The 24,725-nt window shown below is 73.0% G+C and carries 24 protein-coding genes and 1 tRNA gene; 13 read left to right on the plus strand and 12 right to left on the minus strand.

All coding sequences use genetic code 11. The features are described from left to right. Nucleotides 1-78: 78 nt before the first annotated feature. From FHR77_RS13475 to FHR77_RS13500, 6 genes are read right to left on the minus strand one after another with little or no spacing between them, the layout of a single operon-like run. Nucleotides 79-663 (minus strand): hypothetical protein, encoded by a 585-nt coding sequence (locus tag FHR77_RS13475; RefSeq protein ID WP_167260906.1) that lies wholly within the window; start codon nucleotides 661-663, stop codon nucleotides 79-81. Further along, entirely contained in the window at nucleotides 660-4,634 is a 3,975-nt protein-coding gene (gene eccCa, locus FHR77_RS13480; protein ID WP_167260908.1) for a type VII secretion protein EccCa, read from the minus strand. Before eccCa ends, FHR77_RS13475 begins: the two co-directional genes overlap by 4 nt. Further along, on the minus strand, nucleotides 4,631-5,665 hold the full coding sequence (locus FHR77_RS13485) for a P-loop NTPase family protein (RefSeq protein WP_167260910.1): 1,035 nt from the start codon (nucleotides 5,663-5,665) through the stop codon (nucleotides 4,631-4,633). Before FHR77_RS13485 ends, eccCa begins: the two co-directional genes overlap by 4 nt. Then, nucleotides 5,662-6,990 carry an EsaB/YukD family protein gene (locus FHR77_RS13490; protein WP_167260912.1) on the minus strand — a complete coding sequence of 443 codons (1,329 nt, stop codon included), beginning with the start codon at nucleotides 6,988-6,990 and terminating at the stop codon, nucleotides 5,662-5,664. Before FHR77_RS13490 ends, FHR77_RS13485 begins: the two co-directional genes overlap by 4 nt. Then, entirely contained in the window at nucleotides 6,987-7,337 is a 351-nt protein-coding gene (locus FHR77_RS13495; protein ID WP_167260914.1) for a hypothetical protein, read from the minus strand. Before FHR77_RS13495 ends, FHR77_RS13490 begins: the two co-directional genes overlap by 4 nt. Beyond that, nucleotides 7,327-8,484 carry an FHA domain-containing protein gene (locus FHR77_RS13500; RefSeq protein ID WP_167260916.1) on the minus strand — a complete coding sequence of 386 codons (1,158 nt, stop codon included), beginning with the start codon at nucleotides 8,482-8,484 and terminating at the stop codon, nucleotides 7,327-7,329. Before FHR77_RS13500 ends, FHR77_RS13495 begins: the two co-directional genes overlap by 11 nt. Before the next feature lie 269 nt (nucleotides 8,485-8,753). On the opposite strand from FHR77_RS13500, the gene FHR77_RS13505 reads away from it, so the two are divergent. Genes FHR77_RS13505 through FHR77_RS13520 form a run of 4 tightly spaced genes read left to right on the plus strand, consistent with a single transcriptional unit; the run spans nucleotide 8,754 to nucleotide 10,834 of the window. Next, on the plus strand, nucleotides 8,754-9,092 hold the full coding sequence (locus FHR77_RS13505; protein WP_307803216.1) for a hypothetical protein: 339 nt from the start codon (nucleotides 8,754-8,756) through the stop codon (nucleotides 9,090-9,092). 12 nt (nucleotides 9,093-9,104) lie between these two features. Then, a complete protein-coding gene (locus FHR77_RS13510) occupies nucleotides 9,105-9,413 on the plus strand; it encodes a pore-forming ESAT-6 family protein (protein WP_167260918.1) in 309 nt (102 codons plus the stop codon). Nucleotides 9,414-9,422: 9 nt separating this feature from the next. Then, complete coding sequence (locus FHR77_RS13515; RefSeq protein WP_167260920.1) at nucleotides 9,423-10,283, plus strand: hypothetical protein; 861 nt, start codon at nucleotides 9,423-9,425, stop codon at nucleotides 10,281-10,283. Then, on the plus strand, nucleotides 10,280-10,834 hold the full coding sequence (locus FHR77_RS13520; RefSeq protein ID WP_167260922.1) for a T6SS immunity protein Tdi1 domain-containing protein: 555 nt from the start codon (nucleotides 10,280-10,282) through the stop codon (nucleotides 10,832-10,834). The genes FHR77_RS13515 and FHR77_RS13520 overlap by 4 nt, the downstream gene beginning before the upstream one ends. 143 nt (nucleotides 10,835-10,977) lie before the next feature. On the opposite strand, the gene FHR77_RS13525 is transcribed toward FHR77_RS13520, so the two are convergent. Beyond that, nucleotides 10,978-11,061 (minus strand) — tRNA-Leu (locus FHR77_RS13525). Nucleotides 11,062-11,181: 120 nt separating this feature from the next. Between FHR77_RS13525 and FHR77_RS13530 the strand changes: the two genes are divergently transcribed. The 7 genes from FHR77_RS13530 (at nucleotide 11,182) to pknB (ending at nucleotide 20,299) form a co-directional block, all read left to right on the plus strand. Further along, nucleotides 11,182-11,895, plus strand: a complete 714-nt coding sequence (locus FHR77_RS13530) for an FhaA domain-containing protein (protein WP_167260924.1) — start codon at nucleotides 11,182-11,184, stop codon at nucleotides 11,893-11,895. Beyond that, nucleotides 11,892-12,434 carry an FHA domain-containing protein FhaB/FipA gene (locus tag FHR77_RS13535; RefSeq protein WP_167260926.1) on the plus strand — a complete coding sequence of 181 codons (543 nt, stop codon included), beginning with the start codon at nucleotides 11,892-11,894 and terminating at the stop codon, nucleotides 12,432-12,434. Before FHR77_RS13530 ends, FHR77_RS13535 begins: the two co-directional genes overlap by 4 nt. 5 nt (nucleotides 12,435-12,439) lie before the next feature. Next, complete coding sequence (locus FHR77_RS13540) at nucleotides 12,440-13,681, plus strand: protein phosphatase 2C domain-containing protein (protein WP_167260928.1); 1,242 nt, start codon at nucleotides 12,440-12,442, stop codon at nucleotides 13,679-13,681. Next, nucleotides 13,668-15,134, plus strand: a complete 1,467-nt coding sequence (locus FHR77_RS13545; RefSeq protein WP_167260930.1) for an FtsW/RodA/SpoVE family cell cycle protein — start codon at nucleotides 13,668-13,670, stop codon at nucleotides 15,132-15,134. The genes FHR77_RS13540 and FHR77_RS13545 overlap by 14 nt, the downstream gene beginning before the upstream one ends. After that, on the plus strand, nucleotides 15,134-16,609 hold the full coding sequence (locus FHR77_RS13550; RefSeq protein WP_167260932.1) for a peptidoglycan D,D-transpeptidase FtsI family protein: 1,476 nt from the start codon (nucleotides 15,134-15,136) through the stop codon (nucleotides 16,607-16,609). The genes FHR77_RS13545 and FHR77_RS13550 overlap by 1 nt, the downstream gene beginning before the upstream one ends. After that, a complete protein-coding gene (locus FHR77_RS13555; RefSeq protein WP_167260934.1) occupies nucleotides 16,606-18,399 on the plus strand; it encodes a protein kinase domain-containing protein in 1,794 nt (597 codons plus the stop codon). Before FHR77_RS13550 ends, FHR77_RS13555 begins: the two co-directional genes overlap by 4 nt. Nucleotides 18,400-18,598: 199 nt before the next feature. Further along, complete coding sequence (pknB, locus tag FHR77_RS13560) at nucleotides 18,599-20,299, plus strand: Stk1 family PASTA domain-containing Ser/Thr kinase (RefSeq protein WP_341777382.1); 1,701 nt, start codon at nucleotides 18,599-18,601, stop codon at nucleotides 20,297-20,299. Between the two features lie 45 nt (nucleotides 20,300-20,344). Here the strand turns inward: pknB and FHR77_RS13565 are convergent, their stop codons facing one another. From FHR77_RS13565 to FHR77_RS13575, 3 genes are read right to left on the minus strand one after another with little or no spacing between them, the layout of a single operon-like run. Then, a complete protein-coding gene (locus FHR77_RS13565) occupies nucleotides 20,345-20,983 on the minus strand; it encodes an anthranilate synthase component II (RefSeq protein WP_056058098.1) in 639 nt (212 codons plus the stop codon). Then, nucleotides 20,980-21,141, minus strand: a complete 162-nt coding sequence (locus FHR77_RS13570) for a hypothetical protein (protein WP_167260938.1) — start codon at nucleotides 21,139-21,141, stop codon at nucleotides 20,980-20,982. The genes FHR77_RS13565 and FHR77_RS13570 overlap by 4 nt, the downstream gene beginning before the upstream one ends. A 2-nt stretch (nucleotides 21,142-21,143) precedes the next feature. Further along, nucleotides 21,144-21,932, minus strand: coding sequence for a class E sortase (locus FHR77_RS13575; RefSeq protein ID WP_167260940.1), 789 nt, complete (start codon nucleotides 21,930-21,932; stop codon nucleotides 21,144-21,146). Between the two features lie 107 nt (nucleotides 21,933-22,039). Here FHR77_RS13575 and FHR77_RS13580 point away from each other — a divergent pair, with 107 nt between their 5' ends. Further along, nucleotides 22,040-22,303 carry a cell division protein CrgA gene (locus FHR77_RS13580; protein ID WP_056058103.1) on the plus strand — a complete coding sequence of 88 codons (264 nt, stop codon included), beginning with the start codon at nucleotides 22,040-22,042 and terminating at the stop codon, nucleotides 22,301-22,303. A gap of 246 nt (nucleotides 22,304-22,549) precedes the next feature. Here the strand turns inward: FHR77_RS13580 and FHR77_RS13585 are convergent, their stop codons facing one another. Beyond that, complete coding sequence (locus tag FHR77_RS13585) at nucleotides 22,550-23,401, minus strand: rhomboid family intramembrane serine protease (RefSeq protein ID WP_167260942.1); 852 nt, start codon at nucleotides 23,399-23,401, stop codon at nucleotides 22,550-22,552. Then, nucleotides 23,402-23,941 carry a peptidylprolyl isomerase gene (locus FHR77_RS13590; protein WP_056059244.1) on the minus strand — a complete coding sequence of 180 codons (540 nt, stop codon included), beginning with the start codon at nucleotides 23,939-23,941 and terminating at the stop codon, nucleotides 23,402-23,404. Between the two features lie 138 nt (nucleotides 23,942-24,079). Here FHR77_RS13590 and FHR77_RS13595 point away from each other — a divergent pair, with 138 nt between their 5' ends. Beyond that, a complete protein-coding gene (locus FHR77_RS13595; RefSeq protein WP_167260944.1) occupies nucleotides 24,080-24,616 on the plus strand; it encodes a hypothetical protein in 537 nt (178 codons plus the stop codon). The last annotated feature ends 109 nt before the right edge of the window (nucleotides 24,617-24,725 follow it).

Below are 24,725 nucleotides of genomic sequence, written 5' to 3' on the forward strand. Positions count from 1 at the left end.
CGGATCTGGAGCGTGCCTCCGGGAGCGCGCCGCACCGACCGTGGCCGGCACCGCGCCCGGGCGGGCGGTCCCGACCGCTCAGCCCGCGCCTCCCCCGTGGCTCGTCAGACGCTCGCGGAGATACGACGCCAGCGTGTCCTGGGCGCGCCGCGACTCGCCCGTCACGCGGTTCAGCGGCACACGGCCGCCCGCGGCGAGCGCCGGATCGCGCGGGATGACCACCAGCGAGCGGCGGCCGAACTCGTTCTGCAGCGACTCCTCGGCGCGGGCCGTGCGGTGCTGCCCGAAGACCCCGACGACCACGACGAGCACGCGACGGAGGCCGCCGCTCCCGTGGCGCTCGCGCACCGCCTCCAGCACGCGCCGCGCGTCGGCGGTGCCCGCGCTCGTCGTCGGCGCGACGACGACCCCGAACACGTCGTGGTCGGCGAGCAGGTCGAGCAGGGCACCGTCGGCGTGCGGGCCGAGGTCGTGCAGCGTCAACGACGAGTCGACCGTGCCCGCGTCGTCTCCGCCGGTCAGCCGGGCGCCGAGGTCGCCCCCGGTGTGGTCGACGAGACGGGGCACCGAGCGGTCGCTGAGCTTCGTGAACAGGAGCGCGGTCACCGTCGTGGTGCCGACTCCCCCCGCGGTGCCCGCGACGACGACGCGCCGCCCGCTCACGACGCGCCCCCGGCGGCCGCGCCGCCACCTGCGGCACCCGCCGCACCCGCGACCGGCCCGGCCTCGAACTGCGCCACCTGCACGATGCGCGGCGCCTGCCCGCGCCGCACGAGGCGCCCGCGCCCCGCCGTCATCTGCTCGGCGTACACCTGCGGCAGGATCTGCCCCTCGCTCCGCTCCCCCGACATCACGAACGACGAGCCGCCCGTGTCGCGCAGAGTCTGCAGCGCCGGGTCGTACATCGCCCGGGCCGACCCGGCCACCGGGCGGCTCAGCAGCACGTGCAGCCGCAGGTCACGGGCCGACGGCAGGTACGGCAGCAGCGGCGCCAGCGGCTCGGTGCCGCCCGACGCCACGATGTCGTAGTCGTCGATCACCACGACGATGCGCGGGCCCGAGTCGCGGTCGCCGGCCTGGCGCTTCGCGAGCTCGCCCGCCACCGCCGTCGCGAGCGCCCGGGCGTCCGTCGACGTCGAGGCGTGGCCGCCGAGGTAGTCGTCGGGCACCTCGGCGACGAGGTCGCCGCGGAGGTCCATCAGGGCGACGACGAGCTCGTCGGGCGAGGCCCGGTCGACGAAGCCGCGCACGAGGCCGCGCAGCAGCGTCGACTTGCCCGCCCGCGAGTCGCCGAAGACGAGCAGGTGCTGGTCGACCGAGGGGTCGAGCAGCACGGGCTGCATCGTGTCCTGGCGCAGGCCGAAGGGCACGGCGACCCGCTCGTCGAGCGCGTCGGGCAGCTCGTCGGGCGACAGCTCGGTGGGCAGGAGGCGGATGGGCGCCGCGGCCGGGCCGTTCCAGCTCGTCGCCGAGCGGCGGGCGAGGGCCTCGAGCGCCACCCCGATGTCGTCGTCGTCCGTGTCGTCGAGCACCGGCAGCGCGACCTGCGCGAACAGGTGGTCGTCGGTCAGCACCCGCCCCGGCTGGTCGGAGCGGATGGTCTGCGCGAGCTTCCGTCCGATCACCGAGTCGGCGGGGTCGTTGAGCCGCAGCTCCACCCGGGTGCCGACCAGCGGCTGCTGGGCCATGCGCAGCTCGTTCCAGCGGGTCATGCCGAGCACGACGTGCAGCCCGTAGCTGCCGCCGCGCTGCAGCAGCTCGCCGAAGGGCCCCTCGAGCTCGACGAAGTCGCTGCGCAGCTGGCCGGTGCCGTCGACGACGAGCACGACGTCGGCCGAGATCAGCTCGGGCACCTCCCCGGCGGCGTGCACGCGGCGCAGCATGGCGAGCGAGTCGATGCCGTGGTCGCGGAAGACGCGCTCGCGCACGACGAGCATCGCGGCGAGCTCCTCGAGCAGGCGCAGCAGGCGGTCCTTGCTGGCGCGGGTGGCGACTCCGCCGACGTGGGGGAACCCCTCGATGCGCGACAGGCCGCCCCCGGTGAGGTCCATGCCGTAGACGGTCACCTCGCGGGGCGTGTGCGTGAGGGCGATCGAGGCGACCATCGTGCGGAGGAAGGTGCTGCGCCCGGTCTGCGGCGCCCCGATCACGGCGACGTGGCCGCCGGCGCGCGACAGGTCGAGCAGCCACGGGTCCTGCCGCTGGTGCACCGGGTCGTCGAGCAGGCCCATCGGCACGCTCAGGCCGCCCGCCCCGGGCTCGCCGACCACGCGCGAGAGCGCGAGGCGCGGCGGCAGCGGGGGCAGCCAGACCGGGTCGACGGCGGCCGGCCCCGCCATCAGGCGGTCGACGGCCTCGTCGATGACGGCGCGGCCGACGTCGGGGCGCTTCAGCTCCTCCTCGCGGTCGTCGTCGTCGGTCGAGCCGATGCCGTTGTAGGTCGGCAGCAGCAGCGGCACGGGCCGCACGTCGGCCGTCGAGAGGGCGCGCGCCGCCTCGGTCGGCAGCGGGCCGGAGACGAACCCGGCCCGGAACCGCCGGTACACCGAGGTGTCGACCTTGAGGTACCCGTAGCCGGGCACGGCGGGCAGGTGGAAGGCGTCGGGCCGGTCGAGCACGATCGAGCTCTCGGCCTCGGAGAAGGTGCGGAGGCCGATCCGGTACGAGAGGTACGTGTCGAGGCCGCGCAGCTTGCCGGCCTCGATGCGCTGGCTCGACAGCAGCAGGTGCACGCCGATGGAGCGGCCGATGCGGCCGATCGTGAGCAGCAGGTCGACGAACTCGGGCTCGGCGGTGAGCAGCTCGCCGAACTCGTCGATGACGACGAAGAGGTGCGGCATCGGCGGCAGCTCGGGCCGCTCGGCGCGCATCTCGCGGTAGTGGCTGATCGAGGCGGCGCCGCCCGCGTCGCGCAGCTGCTCCTGCCGACGCACGACCTCGCCCTGGATGCTGACGCGGGCACGCTCGGTGAGCTGGGCGTCGTCGGCGAGGTTGTCGATCAGGCCCGCGACGTGGGGCAGGCCCTGGAACGGCGCGAACGCCGCGCCTCCCTTGTAGTCGACGAGCACCATGCTGAGGTCCTCGGGCGAGTGCGAGAGCGCGAGGCCGAGCACGAGCGTGCGGAGCAGCTCGCTCTTGCCCGACCCGGTCGCGCCGATGCAGATGCCGTGCGGGCCCATGCCGAGCTGCGCCGACTCCTTGAGGTCGAGCAGCACCGGGGCGCCGAAGTCGTCGAGGCCGATCGGCACGCGGAGGAAGTCGCGCGGCGAGCGCGGCGTCCAGGCCGAGGCGGGCGTGAGGGTCGTGATGTCGTCGATGCCGAGCAGCTCGGTGACGCCGATCGAGCGGGCCGAGTCGACCTCGTCCTGCCGGCTGAGGCTGAGCCGCAGCGGCGTCAGGGTGCGGGCGACCGCCTCGAAGAGCTGCGGGGTGGTGGCGTCGACCGTGGCGGTCTGCACGCGCACCTGGCCGTCGTCCTCGATCCGCGCGTCGGTCACGACGGCCTGGTCGCCCTCGACGGTTATGCGCAGCGTCACGTCGGAGGGCTCGTGGAGGCGGTCGCTGAGCAGGTGCACCGTCGTCACCCCGAGGTCGGTGAGCGACAGGTCGGCGTCGGGCACCGGGATGCTCGAGGCGACGTGCCCCCAGTCGTCGACGAACACCACGAGGCGCGACCCCTCGGTGCGCGCGGTCGTGCCGATCGAGCGCTTCGTGGTCGCCGCCTCCTGCGCGCGGTCGCCCAGCTCGCCGCCGATGACGGAGAGCAGCGCGGAGGCGCTGCTCGCGACGCGCCGCGCCGGCACCGGCCCGTCGAGGAGGGCGTCGTCGACCGCGTGCGGCAGGAGGTCGACGCCGCGCCAGTCGGCCGCGGCGCCCTCGGGGAAGGCCGCGGCGACGTGCACGTCGTCGGGCGAGTGCAGGGCGGCGAGCTGCAGGATCATCGAGCGGGCCACGCGGAGCGCCCCCTCGCGGTCGCCGAGCACGGCGACGGAGCCGGCCCGGTCGAGGTCGACGGTGATGGGCATGCCCCGCACCGTCGAGAGGTGGTCGACGACCGACTGGGCCTCGCTGACCATGATCGGGTCGAAGGGCTGCACCGGGTTCGGGTCCTCCGGCACCGACATCGGGAACCAGGCGAGGTCGCCCTCGCCGATGCGGACGGAGAGGAAGTCGTCGTGCTGGCGTCGGCGCTCCCAGAGGCGGGCCGGGTCGCGGACGAGCTCGAGCAGCGCGGCGGGCTCGGGATCGAGCACGGCGGCGGTCGCGCGGACGGCGCGGGCCTTGGTGCGCATCCGGCTGCGCAGCCGCTCGAGGAAGTCGAGGTAGCGCTCGCGCTGCACCCGGCGCTGGCGCACGGCGTTGCCGCGCTGGCTCAGGGTGACCGCGAGGCCGCCGATCAGCGCCACGATGAGCAGCACGCCGCCGACGAGCAGGAAGAGCGGGTTCGAGCTGCCCCGGTAGACCACGATCATCACGACCGACGAGAGGGCGCCGACGACGGGCAGCAGGGCCTGGACGGGCACGCCGCCGACCTTGCCGTCGGCGAGCTGCGGCGGCGGGGTGACGTCCTCGTGCTCGGCGGGCTGCACCGGGCGGGTGATGCGGGTCGGGCGGTGGACGAGCCGGACGGTCATCGTCGTCCCTCCTGTCGGCGCGGGGCGACCGGGGCGGCCGCGGGGTCGGCGGCGGCGTCGGCGTCGGCGGCCCGGCGAGCGCTGCGTCGCTCGGAGCCGGCCGAGCGGTCGGCGTCGGGGGCGGCCCCGAGGTCGGGGCGAGCGCCGGAGGCGCGGGTCGGGCCGCCGCCGGGGCGACCGGACCCCGGGGCGCCCACGACCGCGGCCCCGTCGGGCATCAGCGCCGCGGCGAGCCGGGCGTACGCGATGCGGGTGCGCGTGCCGAGGGCCGCGCTCCCGACCGGGCGTGACGAGCCCCGGCGCGGGTCGTGGGGGATGCGCACGACCGGCACCGTCGGGTCGTCGCCGACCGTGGTGGGCGCCGCGCGGCCCGCACCGCCGACGTCGACGAGGGCGATGACGACGTCCGGCCGGTCGGGGTGGTCCTTGATGGCCGGCACCAGGGCGGCGGCCTCCTCGGCCGCGTGGCGGTCGGCCCGCGCCACGACGCAGACGGTCCGGCTGGCCGACACCACCTCGCCGAGGTCGGCCCGCCAGTCGCGGACGCCCCAGTCGGTGACGACGAGCTCGAAGAAGCGGCTGATCGGGGTGACCTCGTCGAACCACGCCGCGGCGGGCGCGACCGCGCGCGACTCGTCGCGGGGGTCGAGGTCGAGGGCCCAGAGGCCCGACGGGGTGCGCGGCAGCCCGTCGACGGCGTCGGCGGAGCGCCGGGCCGTGCGGCGTCGGCTGCTGGGCGTCGCTCCGGCGCCGGCGGGCACCCCGGCGTGCCAGAGCATGTCGCGGGTGCCCCGGGAGGCGTCGACGCCGAGCACGAGGCCCGGGCGGCGGCGGGCGAGGAGGGCCGCGACGTAGCCGGCGGTGGTGCTCGCGCCCGCCCCGCCGCGCGCCTGGACGACGCCGATGCGGCGCGACACGGGCATCGGTCGGCGCAGCACCTCGTCGACGCGGCTCAGCTCGTGCACGCGGGCCGAGACGCTGCCGACCAGGGCGAGCGGCGCCGAGCGGACGAACGCGTCGAAGGCCGTCACGAGAACGCCGCCAGCAGCTCGGCGTAGAACCCGAAGACGCCGACGAGCACCGGCAGCAGCGCGACGACGCTGAGCGCCTCGACGGTGTTGCCGAACCGGCGGAGCGAGGCCCGCTGGTGCGCGACGGGGTCGACCGCCCCGGCGACGACGGCGACGACGACGCCCGCGGCGAGCACGACGACGAGCAGCCAGGTGGGCGCCAGGGCCTGCGCCAGCGCGCCGCCGAGCAGGCCGACGAGGGCGGCGCCCCACAGCGCCCAGCCCTGCACGGCGATCGGCAGGGCCCGGGTGCGGGCGGCGACGACGAGCACGACCGCGACTCCGAGGCCGACCTGCCACAGGTCGTCCGCCCCGACCAGGGCGACGGCGGTGACCGCGATCGGCCCGGCCACGGCGAAGGTGGCCCAGGTGAGGGTGCGGTAGGCGTCCGTGACGGTGACGAGCACCTCGTCGCGGCGGCCGCGGCGGCCGTCGACGACCTGGTCGTCGAGGCCGGTGAGGCCGGAGGCGCTCATCGCGTACCAGGGCAGCAGGCCGCAGACGACGACCGCGAGCACCGCACCGACGCCGACCGCGCCCGGGTCGTCGACGCCGAGCAGGCGCAGGGCGACCGGCACGGCCGCGAGCACGACGCCGAGCACCGCTCCCCACCACGCCGTGCGGAGGCCGAGGCCGGCGCCGGCGCCGAGCCCCAGGGCGGCCCAGACGAGCACGAGGGCGATCAGCGGCAGGTCGACCGCGGGCACGAGCAGGCCGGAGGCGTCGGTCGCCACGAGCACGACCGCCAGCGGCACCGAGACCCCCAGCGACACCGCCGTGGCGGCCGTGGCGAGCCAGCGGCCGCCGACGCGGCCGGCGACCACCGCGACCAGCACGCCGAGCAGCCAGGTGCCGCCGATCGACGCGAGCGGCTCGACCTCGTCGAGCCGGGTGGCCACCGTCGCGAGCACGGCCGAGAGGAGGCCGACCGAGACGGCGGCCGTGGCGGTGCGTGAACGACGGCTCCAGAGGCCGGGCCGCGACGCCAGCGACTCGGCGAGCACGTCGGTGACGTCGGCGACCTCGGGCGGCGGCGGCGCGGCGTCCTCGCGGAGCAGGCGCAGCAGCTCGCCGTCGACGACGCGCTGCTCGGCGACCGAGAGCGAGGTGTCGAGCTGCTCGCCGGTCGAGCGCACGAGCGTCAGGGGCCGCGAGACCGCTCCGGGGCGCTCGTCGAGCAGCTCCATCAGGCGCGGGATCAGCCCGCCGATCGGCTCGTCGGCCGGCACCACGAGCTCGGCCTTGCGCGTCGATCCGACGATGGTCAGGCGGGTGTAGTCGGTCATCGGGGCTCCGTGGTCGGCGTGGGGCTGGGGTCGGCGTCGCCGGTCTGCGGGGCGGAGGGGGCGTCGGTGGCCGGCACCGCGCCTCCGGAGCCGCCCGTGCCGACCTGCTGCGACTGCTGCTGCTGCACCTTCGCGGCCTCCTGGTCGGCGAGCACCGAGAGCACGAACGAGGTGCCGGCGCAGCCCGCGCAGGCCACGGCGGCGATGACGAGGCTGACGACGAGGCGGCGCACGTTGTCGGTGACGACGCGGCGCTCGTCGAGCTCGCCGAAGAGCAGGGCCGAGACCAGTCGCGCCCGGTGGGTCTTGACGGTCTCGAGCAGGACGACGTCGCGGTCACCGCTCACGGTGCACCTCTCCTCGGGGGTCGGGGGCCTGGCGGGGGTCCGGAGCCGTGCGGGAGTCGCGGGCCGGGTCGCCGGCACCGCTCGCGACGCCGACGGGGCCGGTCACGGGCGCGGGCGCCCGCTGGTCGTCGACGACGCCGGAGGGCTGCACGGCGAGGGTCCGCTCGCCGAGCTCGATGGTCCAGCCGGGCGCGGCGGGGCCGCGGAGGCCGGGGACGAGCGGCTGGCGCGTGCCGTCGGGGGCGACGAGCGACGAGCCGTTCGTCGAGCCGAGGTCGGTGACCCAGAGCACGGAGCCCTGCCACTCGAGCAGCGCGTGGGTCTTCGTCAGGCTGCGGCCGAGGTCGGCCCAGGCGAACACGGGGTGCTCGTCGCCGTCGCGGAGCGTCGGGGCCCGGCCGATGACGAGCGTCGACTCGAGGTCGAGCCGTTCGCCGCTGTCGAGCACGAGCACGACCGACGCGGCGGTGGGCGCCGGGCGCCCCGAGCCGGTGCGGCCGAAGGTGGCCTCGTCGGGCCGCCACGACGACTCCGCCGGGTCGACGGCCCTGGCGGGCCCGGTCGGGGTCTCCGGAGGCGCGAGCACGGGCCGGCGGACGACCGGCGACGACGAGGTGAGCGGGTCGCGACCGCGGCGCAGGTCGACCGTGACGGTCTGTCGTCGCACCGAGAACCGGCCCCGGCGGTCGACGCGGAGCACCGCCGGCGGGCGGCCCGTGAGGTCGTCGACGGTGCGGAGGCGGAGGGCGAGGCGGCCGAGCGACCGGCCCCGGCCGACGAAGAGCACCACGTCGAGGGCGACGACCGCGACGGCGAGCGCCGCGGCGGCGATCTGCAGCCCGAGCGGCACGAGGGGGCCGTCGGGGCTCGTCGCCGAGGCCGAGGGAGCGGAGGAGGCGCCGGCCACGACGCCGACGACCGCCACCGCCAGCAGCACCAGCGGCACGCCCCAGTCGATCGCCACGGCGCTGCGCCGACGCGACGGCGCGGCCGTCTGCACGCCGGCGAGCAGGCCCGAGTACGTGCCGACGGCGCTGCCCGGGGCGGCCGCGACGATCCGGACCCCGCACCAGTGGCACCACGTGGTCGCCTGGCCGAGCGGTTCGCCGCAGCGGCCGCAGCTGCGTGCGCCGACGAGGGCTCCCACCGTGCCGCCTCCTGACCCGGGGACGACACGAGGTCGGGCGACGAGGCCCGGGGCGACCGCCCGCGTCCCCTGAGCCGGTGGTCGGGTGCCAGGCTAGTCGACCCCCCGCGTCGGAGGGTCGCCGCGGCCGCGAACGGGGGCAGACCGATCTGTCGACGGCCACGCACCGTGCAGATGTACCCCTCCAGCGGGTGGCAGACCGGTCGATATCGTGATTTCCTCATGAGTCGACCACCAGGTCGACACAGTCCGACGTTCAGGAGAAGACGATGATGAAGTTCGCCATGGGGAGCGAGACCCTCACGCAGCTGAGCCAGAAGACGAGCGGGGCCGGCGACGACCTCGGCGCCCTCGTGCGCCAGCTCGCCGACGCCGCCGAGCCGCTCGAGGGGCGCTTCAACGGTGCCGGCCGAGCCGCGTTCGACCGTTTCAAGGGCGAGGTCGACGGCATCTCCGTCGAGCTGAACGCCGCCCTGTCGTCGGTGCTCACGGGCATCACCGGCCAGAACCGCGCCTTCCTCGAGGGCGAGCAGCAGATCGCCGACGAGACCACGTCGGCACAGGCGGGCGCCGGCTTCGAGGCCGCCCGATTCGGCACGCAGGCTTAAGGGGAGAGACAGATGGCCAACGCAACGGACCGCCGGGACTTCGACCTCGGTGCATCGGGCAACGCCCAGGACAACTTCAACGCGGTCGCGGGCCGCCTCGAGGCGCTCATCACGCAGCGCGACGCCGACGTGAAGACCGCCATGGCGGACTACCAGGCCGACGGCTCCAGCGAGGAGTACGCGGGCAAGGAGCAGCGCTGGAACCGCGTCGCCACCGAGGTGCGCACGATCATCAACACGCTGCGCACCTCCCTGCAGTCGAACGACGAGTCCGCCCAGACCGCGATGCAGCGCGCCAAGGCCGCGGTCGACGGCATCTAGCCCGCGCCCGTGGTGACGGCACGGGCGACGGCCCTGCCCCACCCGCTCGCCGACGCGAGCGGGTCTGGCAGGGTGACGGCGAGTGCGTCCTTGGCGGACAACTGGCAGGAGAACCGGCCGCTCTGGCGGGCCGTCTGGGGCGCCAGGGCTGACGACCCTGCCGTGGTCGCTTCTTCCGTCCGGCAGACCCTGGACGCCCTGGAGCGCCTCGGGGGTGTCTTCGCCGGCCCCTGGTCCGTCGTCGACGGTGGCCCTGTTCCTCCGGGACGCGACGAGCTCACCGAGCTGGTGACCGCGTCGCGCGAGCGTGACGACCGGGGAGCGATCGTGTCCGCGCGGGGCCATCGGATGCAGTTCGTGACTCTGGGCATCGACTCCGCCGACGAGCCGTTCGCGCAGCTCAGCCTCTCGACCGCGAGCACGGTGGTCGACCCTCGGCGTCCCCGCAACAGCGTCACGCTCCGAGTGGAAGCCAGGGGCGCTGGCGGCCGTGTCTACGGGCCCCTCGCCGACGTAGCCGCGGACGTATCGCTCTTGCTGGCCCGGGTCTGGCATCCCGACGTCGTCGAGCTCCTCGACTCCGCGCTCGTCGACGCACACGTCGACCTGCTGCACCGGCCGGGCTCGTGGCCCCGGATCGGGCCAGTCACCTACTTGTCCGCTCGCGCCTACCCCGCTGCAAGAGAGCTGTCCCGGCTCTCGGTCGCGAGCACGACGGTCGAGGAGAACGGCACGCTCATCGTCGTAGGGACACCGGGGGCGTCGAGCGCCACCTTCGCGGACTGTCTCACGACGTCGCGAGAGGTCGAGGCTGGAGGTGCCCTCGGTCCCGTGCCTGCGGAGTGCTCGCGCGCGACCCAGGGAGGATGATCCCCGTTCCCACCGAAGCGACCTTCCGATCCGGACCGCCGGTCCCGCGATCCAGCCTCGAGACCTTCTCCGGCACGGTCCCTGCGCGCGCCGCAGCGCTCTGGGGCGAACACGGCCTCGGACAGACGGCAGGGGGGTACCTGCGCATCGTGGACCCGGCCCAGTGGGTCGACGTGCTCGCCGAAGCCGCGCCTCGGTTCGCCCAGGGCGTGCCGCTCTTCTCGTCGGCGCTCGGTGATCTCTTCGTCTGGCTCGGCGAGCACCTGCACGTCCTGGAGTTCCGGTCCGGGACGTCACGGATCCTGACGAACTCGCTCGACACCTTCGTGGTGATCGCGGCGTACGAGTCCTTCCTGCAGGATCCGGACTACTTCGACTGGGCCCCGTGGCCCGAGGCCCGAGAACTCGTCGGCGTCCCGGAGGCCGACGAGTGCCTCGGCTCCGTCCCGTTGCCGGCGCTCGGCGGGACGCGGTCGGCGGAGACCCTCCAGAGAGTCGGGATGCAGGAGCACGTCCTGCTCATCGCCTCCCTCGCGGGCCCCCTCGGCTGAGCCGGGCCCCGTCCAGACCCTGCGCCGCAGGGGCGGCGGCGCAGCCGACAAGCGTCCAGACCCTGCGCCGCAGGGGCGGCGGCGCAGCCGACAAGCACTGAGAACGAGAAAAGGCCTCCCACTGGGAGGCCTTTTCGTGTTCGTGCGCGAGGGGGGACTTGAACCCCCACGCCCTTTCGAGCACTGGCACCTGAAGCCAGCGCGTCTGCCAATTCCGCCACTCGCGCGAACTCAGCAACTCTAGCACGGTGGAGGGGCCCCGATGAGCGTCCCCAGGCTGGCCGACACCGACCTCGCCCGCGACCCGGCTAAGATCGGGCGACCAGTGACCCCCGACCTGGAGACGCATGGGACTGCTCGACAACTTCGAACGTGGGCTGGAGCGCGCCGTCAACGGCGCCTTCGCCAAGACGTTCCGTTCGGGCGTCCAGCCGCTGGAGATTACGAACGCCCTGCGCCGTGAGCTCGACACGAAGGCCGCCGTCGTCTCCCGCGACCGCATCCTGGTGCCCAACGACCTCGTCGTCCGGCTGTCGGCGACCGACCACGCGAAGATGTCGGCGATCGGCCCGACCCTGATCGACGAGCTCACGCAGCTGACCCAGCGCCACGCGACCGCGCAGGGCTACGCCTTCGCCGGCCCGCTCAGCGTGCGGCTGCAGGAGGACGACTCGCTCAGCGTCGGCATCATGTCGATCGAGTCGAGCAGCGTGCGCGGCGAGGTCAAGTGGCGGCCCTTCGTAGAGATCGACGGGGTGCGCCACCCGCTGGTCGGCCAGCGCACCGTCATCGGTCGCGGCAGCGACGCCGACATCACGGTGAGCGACACCGGCACGAGCCGACAGCACGTCGAGGTCCTGTGGGACGGCCAGCACGCACAGGTCCGTGACCTGGGGTCGACGAACGGCTCGAAGCTCAACGGGTCGCCGCTGAAGAAGTCGCCCCTGCTGCCCGACTCCACGATCGAGATCGGTCGTACGCGTATCGTGTTCCGCGTGCTCCCCCTGTCCTCGACGCCCGACCCCTTCGCCGGGCCCGACTCCCGGGAGGCCCGTCGATGACCAGCGAGCTGACCCTCCTCGCCCTCCGCTTCGGCTTCCTGGCCGTGCTGTGGCTCTTCGTCTTCGCCATCGTGTTCGCCCTCCGCTCCGACCTCTTCGGCCAGCGGGCGCGCAAGCTGCCCACCGACGGCGGGTCGGGGCAGGCGCAGTCGACCGCCACCGCGCCTCCGGCACCCGCGGCTCCGCGAGCACCGGTGACGCCGGCCCCGGCAGGAGGCGCGGGTCGCCCCGCTCCCGCCGGTGACGGCCCCGCCTCCCGCCTGGTCATCACGAAGGGCGCGAAGGCCGGCCTCGAGATGCCGCTCGGCGACGGCCCGCTCACGATCGGTCGCTCACAGGAGAGCGCCCTCGTGATCCGCGACGACTACACCTCCACGCACCACGCCCGTCTGATGCTCTGGAACGGCCGCTGGGTCGTCCAGGACCTCGACAGCACGAACGGCACCTTCCTCGCGGGCGAGCGAGTGACCGTTCCCACACCGGTGCCCGTCGGCGCCACCGTGACGATCGGGCAGACGAGCTTCGAGCTGCGACGGTAGCGCCCGTGACGCACCCCAAGAGCGCCGCTCTGTCCCACGTGGGCAAGATCCGGTCCAACAACCAGGACAGCGGCTACGCCGGCACGCAGCTGTTCGTCGTCGCCGACGGCATGGGCGGGCACGCGGGGGGCGACGTCGCCTCGGCGATCGCGATCCGCCGCATCCGCGAGACCGACAAGCAGTACAGCTCGCCCGGCGACGCCGAGTTCGCGCTGCAGTCGTCGCTGATCGCCGCCAACCAGCTGCTCGCCGAGACGGTCTTCGAGCACCAGGAGCTCACGGGCATGGGCACGACCGTCAGCGCTCTGCTGCGGGTCGGCGACAGCATGACCGTCGCGCACATCGGCGACTCGCGCATCTACCTGTGGCGCGAGGGCGAGCTCAGCCAGATCACCGCCGACCACACCTTCGTGCAGCGCCTCGTCGACAGCGGCCGGATCACTGCCGAGGAGGCGGCGGTCCACCCCCGCAGGAGCGTCCTGATGCGCGTGCTGGGCGACGTCGACGCGGCGCCCGAGATCGACACCGCGACCCTCGGCACCCTGCCGGGCGACCGCTGGCTGATCTGCTCCGACGGCCTCAGCAGCTACCTGGCGGAGGACCGCATCAAGAAGGCCCTCGCGGCCGGCCTCGACCCCGAGCAGACCTGCCGTCGCCTGGTGAAGGAGACGCTCGACCACGGCGCCCCCGACAACGTCACGGTCGTCATCGTCGACGTCGACGAGTCGGGCGACTCGTCGGTCGAGCCCGCCGTCACGGTCGGCTCGGCCTCCGAGCCCCTGACCTTCGAGGGCGAGGCCGGGCGCAAGTCGCTGCGCCTGCCCAGCATCCTGCTGCACCCGCTCAAGGTCGCGACCACGCCGGAGGACAGCCACTTCGAGCCCGAGAGCGACGAGTACCTCGCCGAGCTCATCGCCGAGGACCGCCGTCGGCGTCGCCGGCGTCGCGTCACCTGGCTGGTCGCGCTCGTCGTCGCGGTCGGGGCCCTGGCCGCCGGCCTCGTGCTGGCCTACCAGTGGACCCAAGACCACTACTACGTGGGCGAGCGCGAGGGCACCGTCGTCATCTACAAGGGCGTGCAGCAGAGCCTCGGCCCGATCAGCCTCAGCGAGGTCTACGAAGAGACCCCCGTCCAGGTCGACGACCTCCCCAACTACACGCAGCTGACCGTGCGCGACACGATCAACGCAGACTCGCTGAGCGACGCGCGCGCCATCGTCGAGAGGCTGACCGATGCCGCCGAGTGACGACGCGTCGACCGAGCTGATCGGCCAGTCCCGAGGAGGCGCGGGAGGCTCCCGCGGGCCCGTCACGTCGTCCGCCGCCTCCGCTCCCCCGGAGAACTTCACCCAGGCCATCACCATCCGCCTGCGCCAGCCGGCCCGGCTCCGCAACCTCGAGCTGCTCATGCTCATCGCGGCGGCGGGCATCTGCGCCGGCGCGATCGTGCTGGTGCAGCTGGGGGCCGCGGGGGCGATCGACCCGAGCGTCCTCGTGTCGGGCTCGAGCATCCTCGGCCTGGCCCTGGTCTTCCACCTCGTGCTGCGCGTCGTCGCCCGGGAGGCCGACCCGTTCATCATGCCGATCGCGCTGACGCTGAACGGCATCGGCATCGCCGAGATCTACCGCCTCGACCTGGCCCGCGGCGTCGCCGGGTGGGACGCCCTCGGCATCAAGCAGATCGCCTGGACGGCCATGGCGATGGCGATCGCCCTCGTCGCGCTGCTCGTCATCCGCAACTACCGCGTGCTGTCGCGCTACCGCTACATCGCGATGTTCGTCTCGATCGTGCTGCTGCTCCTGCCGCTGGTGCCGGGCATCGGCCGCGAGGGCCTCAACGCCCGCGTCTGGATCGACCTCGGGCCCTTCTCGTTCCAGCCCGGCGAGATCGCGAAGATCACGCTCGCCGTCTTCTTCGCCGGCTACCTCGTGACCGCGCGCGACAACCTGTCGCTGATGGGCCCGAAGATCCTCGGCATGCGGTTCCCCCGCGCCCGGGACCTCGGCCCGATCCTCATCGTCTGGCTCGTGGCGATGGGCGTGCTGATCTTCCAGCGCGACCTCGGCACCTCGCTGCTCTACTTCGGCCTGTTCCTCGTGATGATCTACATCGGCACGGGGCGCGCCAGCTGGATCGTGCTCGGCCTCACGCTCTTCCTCGGCGGGGCCCTCGTCGCCAGCACCTTCCTCGGCTACGTGCAGGGGCGCTTCGCCGCCTGGCTCAACCCGTTCGACCCGGTCGAGTACAACGCCGACGGCGGGTCGTTCCAGCTGGTGACCGGCCTGTTCGGCTTCGCGAACGGCGGCCTGCTCGGCACCGGCCTCGGCCAGGGCCGCCCGCAGACGACCCCGCTGGCCGAGAGCGACTACATCTTCGCGGCCCTCGGCGAGGAGCTCGGGCTCGCCGGCATCTTCGCGATCCTCGCGCTCTACATGCTGCTGGTGTCGCGCGGCTTCCGCATCGGCTTCGTCGGCCAGGACGACTTCGGCCGCATGCTCGGCGTCGGCGTCTCGTTCGTCATCGCCCTGCAGGTCTTCGTCGTCCTCGGCGGCGTCACCCGCGTCATCCCCCTGACCGGCCTCACCGCGCCCTTCCTCGCGGCGGGCGGGTCGTCGCTCGTGGCGAACTGGATCATCGTGGCCCTGCTGCTGCGCCTGTCCGATTCGGTGCGCTCCCAACCGAGGCTGGTGGTCGGCTGATGAACAAGGAACTGAGACGCGTGAGCTTCGTCGTGCTGGCGATGTTCGTCGCGCTGCTCGTCTCGAGCACGTACATCACGGCCTTCCAGGCCGACTCGCTGCGGGCGGACAGCCGCAACTACCGCACGCTGCTCGCGAGCTACTCGGCGCAGCGCGGGCCGATCCTCGTCGACGGCCAGCCGGTCGCGCAGTCCGTGCCCGTCGACGACGTGTACGAGTTCCAGCGCACCTACCCGTCGGCCGAGCTGTACGCCCCCGTCACCGGCTACTACACGCTGGGCCAGGGGTCACGGGGCATCGAGGACTCCATGAACGACTACCTCACCGGCAACGCGAACGCCCAGTTCTTCGACCAGGTCAACTCCGTGCTCACGGGGCAGGACCCTGAGGGCGCCACGGTCAACCTCACGATCGACCCGGCCGTGCAGCAGGCCGCCTACGACGCCCTGGGAGACAACTCGGGCGCGGTCGTCGCCGTCGACCCCTCGACCGGCGCGATCCTCGCGATGGTGTCGAAGGAGAGCTACGACCCGAACCTCCTCGCGAGCCACGACCGCGACGCCGTCAAGGCCTCCTACGACCAGCTCGTGGCCGACCCGGGCGACCCGCTGCAGAACCGGGCCATCCAGGGCGACCTCTACGCCCCCGGGTCGACGTTCAAGCTCGTCACGACCGCGGCGGCGCTCGAGAGCGGCGACTACACGCCCGACAGCGAGTTCCCCAACCCGGCAACGCTGACCCTGCCCGGCACCTCGACGAACATCAACAACGCCGAGGGCGGCAGCTGCGGCGGCGGCGAGACCGCGACGCTGGCGACGGCCCTGCGCCTCTCGTGCAACATCCCGATGGCCCAGCTCGGCCAGCAGCTCGGCGCCGACGCCCTGCAGGAGCAGGCGGAGGCGTTCGGCTTCGGCGACGACTCGATCGCCATCCCGCAGGCCGTGACCCCCAGCCAGTTCCCGATCACCGACGAGGACGGCGACCCCATCAGCGACGCCTCGCTCATGCTCCAGTCGTTCGGTCAGGGCTCGGACCGCGTCACGCCGCTCCAGATGGCCATGGTCTCGGCGGCGATCGCCAACGGCGGCACGCAGATGGACCCCACCCTCGTCGAGAGCGTCCTGAACCCCGACCTGAGCCCGGTGCGCGACTTCTCGCCGACCGAGTACGGCGAGCCGATCAGCGCCGACACCGCGTCCACGATGACCGACATGATGGTGCAGGACGTCGCCGACGGCGCCGCCAGCAATGCGAGAATCAGTGGCGTCGACGTGGCCGGCAAGACCGGCACGGCGGAGAACGGCCCGGGCGACCCCTACACGCTCTGGTTCACCGGCTTCGCCCCCGCGGTCGACCCCCAGGTCGCGGTGGCCGTCGTCGTCGAGAACGGCGGAGGACAGGGCCAGTCGGCCTTCGGCAACAGTGTCGCGTCACCAATCGCGAAGAAAGTACTAGAGGCGGTGCTGAACAGATGAGACCTTCCGGCGGAATCACCTTCGGTGGGCGATACCAGTTGTCGACCCGCGTCGCCATCGGCGGCATGGGCGAGGTCTGGGAAGCCACCGACCTCGTCATCGGCCGCACGGTCGCGATCAAGATCCTGAAGGACGAGTACCTGGGCGACCCCGGGTTCCTCGAGCGCTTCCGGGCCGAGGCGCGGCACGCGGCCCTCGTCAACCACGAGGGCATCGCGAACGTCTTCGACTACGGCGAGGAGGAGGGCAGCGCCTACCTCGTGATGGAGCTCGTGCCCGGCGAGGCCATGTCGACGGTGCTCGAGCGCGACCGCGTGCTCCCCACCGACAAGGTGCTCGACATCGTCGCGCAGACGGCGTCGGCCCTCCAGGCCGCCCACGCGGCGGGCCTCGTGCACCGCGACATCAAGCCGGGCAACCTGCTCGTCACGCCCGACGGTCGCGTCAAGATCACCGACTTCGGCATCGCCCGCATCGCCGACCAGGTGCCGCTGACGGCCACCGGCCAGGTCATGGGCACAGTGCAGTACCTCTCGCCCGAGCAGGCCAGCGGCCACCCCGCGTCGCCGAGCACCGACATCTACTCGCTCGGCATCGTCGCCTACGAGGCCCTCGCCGGCCGTCGCCCCTTCACGGGCGAGTCGCAGGTCGCCATCGCCATGGCCCAGATCAACGAGCAGCCGCCGGACCTCCCGGCCTCCGTGCCCGAGCCCGTCCGTCGCCTCGTGCTCTCCTGCATCGCCAAGAAGCCGGCCGACCGCCCCGCGTCCGCGTCGGCGCTGGCGCAGGCCGCCCGCGCGCTCCGCCGGGGCGACGTCGCGGCCGCCACGGTCGCCGTCCCCGCCATCGGCGTCGCCGCCGGCGCGGCCGGCGCCGAGGCCGCCACCCAGCTCTTCTCCGCGCAGGACGACAGCACGCGGGCCTTCGCGCCCGCCGGCGCCGCCGCGACCGGGGCCTACGTGCCCGGCTCGGCCGACCCCGACGCCCTCCGCGGCGACGAGCTCGACGACGACGAGAAGAAGAAGCGCAGCCCCTGGTTCTGGCCGCTGATCGTCCTCGGCGTCCTCGTCCTGGCCGGCGTGGTCGCCCTCGCGGCCTTCGCCCTGAACGGCGACGAGCCGGAGCCCGCGCCCTCGACGTCGAGCGCCCCCTCGACGACGCCGAGCCCCGAGCCGACGACCCCGACCCCCACTCCGAGCGCGACGCCCACCACGGTGCAGGTCGACTCGAGCGACTACGTCGGCCTGGCCGAGGGCGACGCCCGCTCGCAGCTGGAGGACCTGGGCCTCGTCGTCCTGTCGCAGGACAGCTCGACGCCCGCACCCGACCCTGCCGCCGACGGCACCGTCGCGAGCCTCAACCCGACCGGCAACGTGACCAAGGGCAGCACCATCACGCTCTCGATCTACCGCGCCGCGCCGCAGCCGACGCAGCCGACGGCGCCCACCGCGACTCCGAGCACCGTCCCCGCCGACGGTGCGACGACGGCGACCGTCTCGTGGCAGCCCTACCAGAACTGCCCCTCGGGGTACTCGCTGACGGGCTACACGTACACGATCGAGGGCACCGGCACGGACGCGGCCGGCGCCACGAGCGGCGGTCTGGGCACCAACGTCACCCAGGTCCAGGTCAAGTCGACCGCACCGGGCAACGTCACGGTCTCGTACGTGGCCAACTGCGGTTCGCTGCAGAGCGCCGCCTCCGCCGGCGTCACGATCACCGTCGTGGCCCCGACCGACACGGGCGGCGACGAGCCGGGGCAGCCCTCCCAGACCCCCGCCCCGCGCTGATCCACCCCGCGCACGCCGACGGCCGCGACCCCCTCCGGGGCCGCGGCCGTCGTCACGTCACGGGAGCATCACGAAGCCCTGACAATCATCCTCCCGGCGTACCGCGCGACCCGGATGGGGGGCGGGGCGACAAGTACACTTGCGAGGACCGCTGATCCGACCTGCGGTCGCGACGGGAGTGCAGGGCGTGGTTGAAGGCGTGAGAGAGGGAATCCACCTCCTCGCCAACCGGTATCAGATCGGCGATCTCATCGGTCGGGGCGGGATGGCCGACGTCCACGTCGGCACCGACGCCCGGCTGGGGCGCAAGGTCGCGATCAAGCTGATGAAGCCGTCGCTCGCGCTCGACCCGGCCTTCCGCACCCGTTTCCGCCAGGAGGCCCAGGCGGCCGCCCGCATGGCCCACCCCACCATCGTCCGCGTCTTCGACGCCGGCGAGGAGTCCGCTCGTGACGCGCGCGGCCAGGAGGTGCAGGTGCCCTTCATCATCATGGAGTACGTCGAGGGCCGCCTGCTCAAGGACATCGTCGCCGAGGGCCCGCTCGAGCCCGCCGAGGCGGCCCGCCTCACGGAGGGCGTGCTGACCGCCCTCGAGTACTCCCACCGCGCCGGCATCGTGCACCGCGACATCAAGCCCGGCAACGTCATGGTCACCCACTCGGGCCAGGTGAAGGTGATGGACTTCGGCATCGCCCGGGCCATCTCCGACTCGGCCGCCACGGTCGCGCAGACGACGGCGATCCTCGGCACCGCCCAGTACTTCAGCCCCGAGCAGGCGCGCGGCGAGACCGTCGACGCCCGCTCCGACCTCTACTCGACCGGCGTCATGCTCTTCGAGCTGCTCACCGGCCGACCGCCGTTCCGGGGCTCGTCGCCGGTCGCGGTCGCCTACCAGCACGTCAGCGAGGCCCCCGTCCCGCCGAGCACGATCGCCCCCGCGGTCTCCCCCGGCCTCGACGCCGTCGTGCTCCGTGCCCTCGCGAAGGACCGCTTCGAGCGGTTCCAGACCGCGGCCGAGTTCCGCGACGACGTCGCCGCGGCCGCCGCGGGGCGTGCGCCCGCCCGACGGCAGCCCGTGCACGACGCGAACGCGACGATGTTCGGCGTCGACGCCCTGTCCGCGGTCGGCAGCGACGCGGCCCTGAAGGAGCTCTCCTCCGACGACAACGACCGGCCGCAGCGCACGCAGACGCGACCGCCGGTCGCCTGGATCTGGGCCGGCATCGTGCTCGTGGCCATCGTCGTGCTCGCCGTCGTCTTCTGGGTCGCCAACATCAAGCCCCCGGAGATCGCGACGGCCTCGGGCTCGACCGTGCCCGCCGTCGTGGGCATGAGCTACGACGACGCCGCGTCGGCCCTGGAGGACGTCGGGCTGGTGGCCGTCCGCGCCGACGTGCCCAGCGACTCCGTCCCGGTCGACGAGGTGATCGGCGCCTCCCCGGCCGAGGGCACCACGGAGGTGCCGGAGGAGACCGAGGTGACCCTGCAGGTCTCGTCGGGGCCGACCATGGTCGCCGTGCCGGCCCTCAAGGGCCTCGACGTGGCAGCCGCGTGGGCGGCCGTCATCGGTGCCGGGCTCACCGAGGGCACGCAGACCACCGACTACTCGACCGACGTCCCGGCCGGCGGCGTGCTCGAGGCCGACCCGGCGGAGGCCGAGCAGGTGGCCGAGGGCACGACCGTCGACCTCGTCGTCTCGAACGGCCTGGTGCAGGTGCCCGACGTCACGCGACAGTCGGTGACGGCGGCGATGAGCGTGCTGGGCGACCAGCTGGGCCTCGTGGTCGGCACCTACCCCGACGCCGGCTGCTCGGGCCAGAGCGTCTCGACGCAGTCCCTGCCGCCGGGCGACCAGCCGCAGGGCTCCGCGATCCAGCTGGGCGTCTGCAGCGCCGAGTAGCCCCGGCGGCCCGGAGCCCGCTCGTGCGCCCGGTGCGCCCTGCGGTCAGCGGCGGCCCGTCAACGGGTCGAGCCCGCGGGCGGTGACCGCCGCCTCCGGCAGGCCTGCCACTCCGAGCCAGTTGCCGATCATCCGGTAACCACCCTGGGTCAGTACGGACTCCGGGTGGAACTGCACGCCGTAGACCGGCGCCGAGCGGTGCTGCAGGCCCATGATCACGCCGCCGTCCGTCCGCGAGGTCACCTCGAGGTCGGTCGGCACGGTCTCGTCGACGACGGCCAACGAGTGGTACCGGGTGGCCGTGAACGGCTGCGGCACGCCGTCGTAGATCACGCTCGCGTCGTGGCTGACCTGCGACGTCTTGCCGTGCATGAGCTCCTCGGCGTGGGTCACGGTCGCGCCCATCGCCTCGGCGATGGCCTGGTGGCCGAGGCACACCCCGAGCAGGGGCAGGTCGGCCTCGAGCGCCGCGTGCACGACGTCGATCGAGACGCCCGCCGCGGCCGGGGTGCCCGGGCCCGGCGAGAGCAGGACGGCGTCGTAGTCGGCGATGCGGGCCGCGACGTCGGCCGCGGCGAAGGCGTCGTTGCGCACGACGTCGGTCTCGGCGCCCAGCTGCTGCAGGTAGCCGTTCAGGGTGTAGACGAAGCTGTCGTAGTTGTCGACGACGAGTACTCGGGTCACGGGGTCTCCACGGTGACGTCGGGGGCGGGGATGATCTCGTTCACGAACGGGAAGACCCACTCGACGAGGGCGAACAGGACGGCTGCGAGCAGCACGAGGACGAGGAACAGCCGCACCCACCACGGGCCGGGAAGGACGCGCCAGAGGCTCGAGTACATCGTCAGGCTCCCACTCCGGCCGCAGCCAGCTCGGCCGGCACCTCGGTGAGGGGCGACCACTGATCGAAGACCCCGTACGCCACGATGCGCTCCTGCGCCGTGAACATCGGGTTGCAGCTGGTGAGCGTGATGAGACGCTCGCCGGAGGCGGCGCTCACGTCGGGCGCGTCGGGCACCGGCTGCAGCACGGAGACCTGGGTCGCCGGCACGTACTGGAGGTTGCGGAACGTGTACGTGTACCAGCCGTCCTGCGTCTGCACGTAGATCTTGTCGCCGGGCTGGAGGTCGGCGATCTTGTTGAAGGGCGCCCCGTACGTCGTGCGGTGGGCCGCGATGCCGAAGTTGCCGACCTGGCCCGGCATCTGCGTCTCGTCGTAGTGGCCGATGCCGATCTTGTTGAGCGTGCGCACCGTGCTCGTGCCGCCGGCGATGGGCACGGCGTAGTCGGCGCCGAAGCGGGGCACGTAGAAGTTCGCGAAGGTCTGCGCCTGGGCCGGGGCCGCCGTCACCGGCGGGTCGGCGCCCTCGGGCACCTCCGTGGGCGCCGCGCTGGCCTGCTGCTCGAACTGCTCGCTGAGCTGTGACGCCTGGTCGCGGTGCTCGTCGGCGACGACGAGGTCGTTGAACCACTGCTGCCAGCCGATGAAGAGCAGGACGAGGACGCCCGCCGTGATCAGGAGCTCACCGAAGACCCCCACGACGGAGACGCGCCGTCGGGGCCGACGGGGCCGTGGCGGCTTCGGTGCAGCGGCACGGCGTCGGCCACGGGACCGGCGGGAGTCGTCATCCATGGCTCGATCCTACGTGCTGCACCCGTGCGGGAAAGCGGCCGTCACACGGCGTTCACCCGGGGAGGGACCAGGGCTCCCCCAGCACCCGGGACGCTAGTATGTGCGCCATGGCCACTGACAAGAACCGAACCACGAAGCCCGCCCGCGCCCGCGAGGCCCGCTCCGGCGAGGCTCAGACCTCCGCCGAGGCGCCGAACCCGGTGTGGTTCAAGCCGGTCATGTTCGGCTTCATGCTGGTCGGCCTCGCCTGGATCGTGGTCTTCTACGTCAGCCAGAGCACCCTGCCCGTGCAGTCGCTCGGCTCGTGGAACATCCTGATCGGCTTCGGCATCATGTTCGTCGGCTTCCTCATGACCACCCGTTGGCGCTGACGCGGGTTCTCCGCGTCAGGGCCCGGCTCGAACGGGTCTTCGGAACTACGTCGACGTAGTTCTCCCCAGTGTTAATAAGCCTGTGGATAACTCCCTGTGGAGAACGGTGGGGAGAAAGTCCCGGTCACACAGCTCGGCCAGGAACGAGAAGAGGCGGCTCCCCACAAGGAGCCGCCTCTTCTGTCGTTCAGGTGTTCGAGCCCGACCGAGCTGGGCGGTCGGGGCAGGTCGACCCGACCAGACTGCTCAGAGCAGACCGATCAGCTGCGCCGACCTCAGCAGGGTGATCGCGACCACCGCGACGCCGAGGGCGACGAGCACGCCGGTCTGGAGGGCGTGCTTCGACCGGTGGCGGGTCTTGGAGTACAGGAACGCCACCGCGCCTCCCACGATCAGGCCGCCGACGTGGGCCTGCCAGGCGACGCTCGGCAGGATGAAGCCGAGGGCGAGGTTGATCGCGACGAGCACCAGCAGCTGGATGCTGCGGCTGCCGAGGCTGCGGGCGATCACGAAGAACGCGGCCATGAGGCCGAAGACCGCACCGGAGGCGCCCAGCACCACCGAGGACGGCGCCAGGACCGCGACCGCCGCCGACCCGCCGATGCCGGCGATGAAGTACAGCGCCGAGTACCGGGCCCGACCGAGCTGACGTTCGAGCTCCGCTCCGAAGATGTACAGGGAGTACATGTTGAAGAGGATGTGCCAGAAGCTGCCGTGGACGAACATCGTCGTGACCATGCGCCAGGGCTGCTGGATCTCGACCGGCGCGTAGAAGACGAGCGCCTGCGTCACGACGCCGTTGCCGACGCCCGTGAGCAGCTGCAGCAGGAAGACCACCGCGGTGACGGCCATGATGCTGTACGTCACGACGGGCTTCCCCGCCGCGGCGGCCCCGCGGAAACGGGTCACGACGGCCGGCTTCACGCGCGGCGCGGAGCCGCGCGCCTCACGGACGCACTCGGGGCAGTGCACGCCGACCGCGGCCGGGGTCTGGCACTCGCCGCAGATCGTGCGCCCGCACCGCTGGCAGAGCACGAAGCTCTGTCGGTCGGGGTGGCGGTAGCAGTAGTTCGCGGCGTTCCGGGGAGCGTCGGTCACCTAGACCTCGTCGATGGTGACGCTCTCGAGCACGACGTCGTCGATCGGCTTGTCGCGGGCGTCGGTCTTGACGGCCTCGATGGCGTCGACGACCTTCTTCGACTCGTCGTCGGAGACGACGCCGAAGATGGTGTGCTTGCCCTGCAGCCAGGGGGTGGGCACGGTCGTGATGAAGAACTGCGAGCCGTTGGTGCCCTTGCCGCCGCGGGTGCCGGCGTTGGCCATGGCGAGGACGTAGGGGGCGTTGAAGTTCAGCTCGGGGTGGATCTCGTCGTCGAACTGGTAGCCGGGGCCGCCGACGCCCTGGCCGAGCGGGTCGCCGCCCTGGAGCATGAAGTCCTTGATGATGCGGTGGAAGACGACGCCGTCGTAGAGCTTGTCGGTGCTGACCTTGCCCGTGGCGGGGTGGGTCCACTCGATCGTTCCGGTGGCGAGGCCGACGAAGTTGGCGACGGTCTTGGGGGCGTGGTCGCCGAAGAGGTCGACCTTGATCGTGCCGAGGTTGGTCGTGAGGGTGGCGACAGCAGTGTGCGTGGACATGAGCGCCATTCTCCCACAGGGCCCGGACCCCCCAGCGGGTGCCCAGCGATCGCGGTGTTACCTGCCAGGATGCCTCGTGCCACACTGGGAGGCCAGCATCGTACTCACCCGTTGCCTACTAGTCGTTGGAGGAACACTGTGGCCCTGTCACGCAAGCAGAAGAAAGAACTGAAGAAGTTCAAGAAGCACGCGGTCGACGTGTGGTCGGAGCAGCGTGAGGTCCTCGGCCACGCCGGCAAGGTCATCGGCGACGCCCGTGACCACGGCGTGAAGTACGCGAACAAGACGGTCGTGCCGCGCGTCAAGGGCGCCGTCGACTCGAACGTCCGCCCGGCCGTCTCCTCCGGCCTCGCCGCGAGCTCGCACGCCGCGGCCGTCGCGCAGGACCGCTGGAAGCACGACGTGTACCCGGCCGTCGCCTCCTACCTCTCGGGCCTCGACCTGGTCAACGACCCCAAGGTGAAGAAGGCCGTCAAGAACGCCAAGAAGCAGGGCTCGAAGGTCGCGGCCAAGTACGTGCCCTCGAAGAAGAAGTCGGGCCCCGGCGTCGGCGGCGTGCTGCTGATCGGCCTCGGCGTGGTCGCCCTCGGCGGCATCGTCTTCGCCGCTGTGCAGACCCTCCGTGCCGACGACGAGCTCTGGGTCGCCGACGACGACGCCGACACCAAGGCCTAGTCGCCCCCGCACCGCCCCCGAGAGGGCCCGCTCCCCCCGGAGCGGGCCCTCTCGCACGTCCACCCCCCGGTCGACGAGCGAAGCGACGTCGCCCGCCCTCGTCCGCACC

Source organism: Frigoribacterium endophyticum (assembly GCF_011759585.1).
Lineage (GTDB): Bacteria > Actinomycetota > Actinomycetes > Actinomycetales > Microbacteriaceae > Frigoribacterium > Frigoribacterium endophyticum.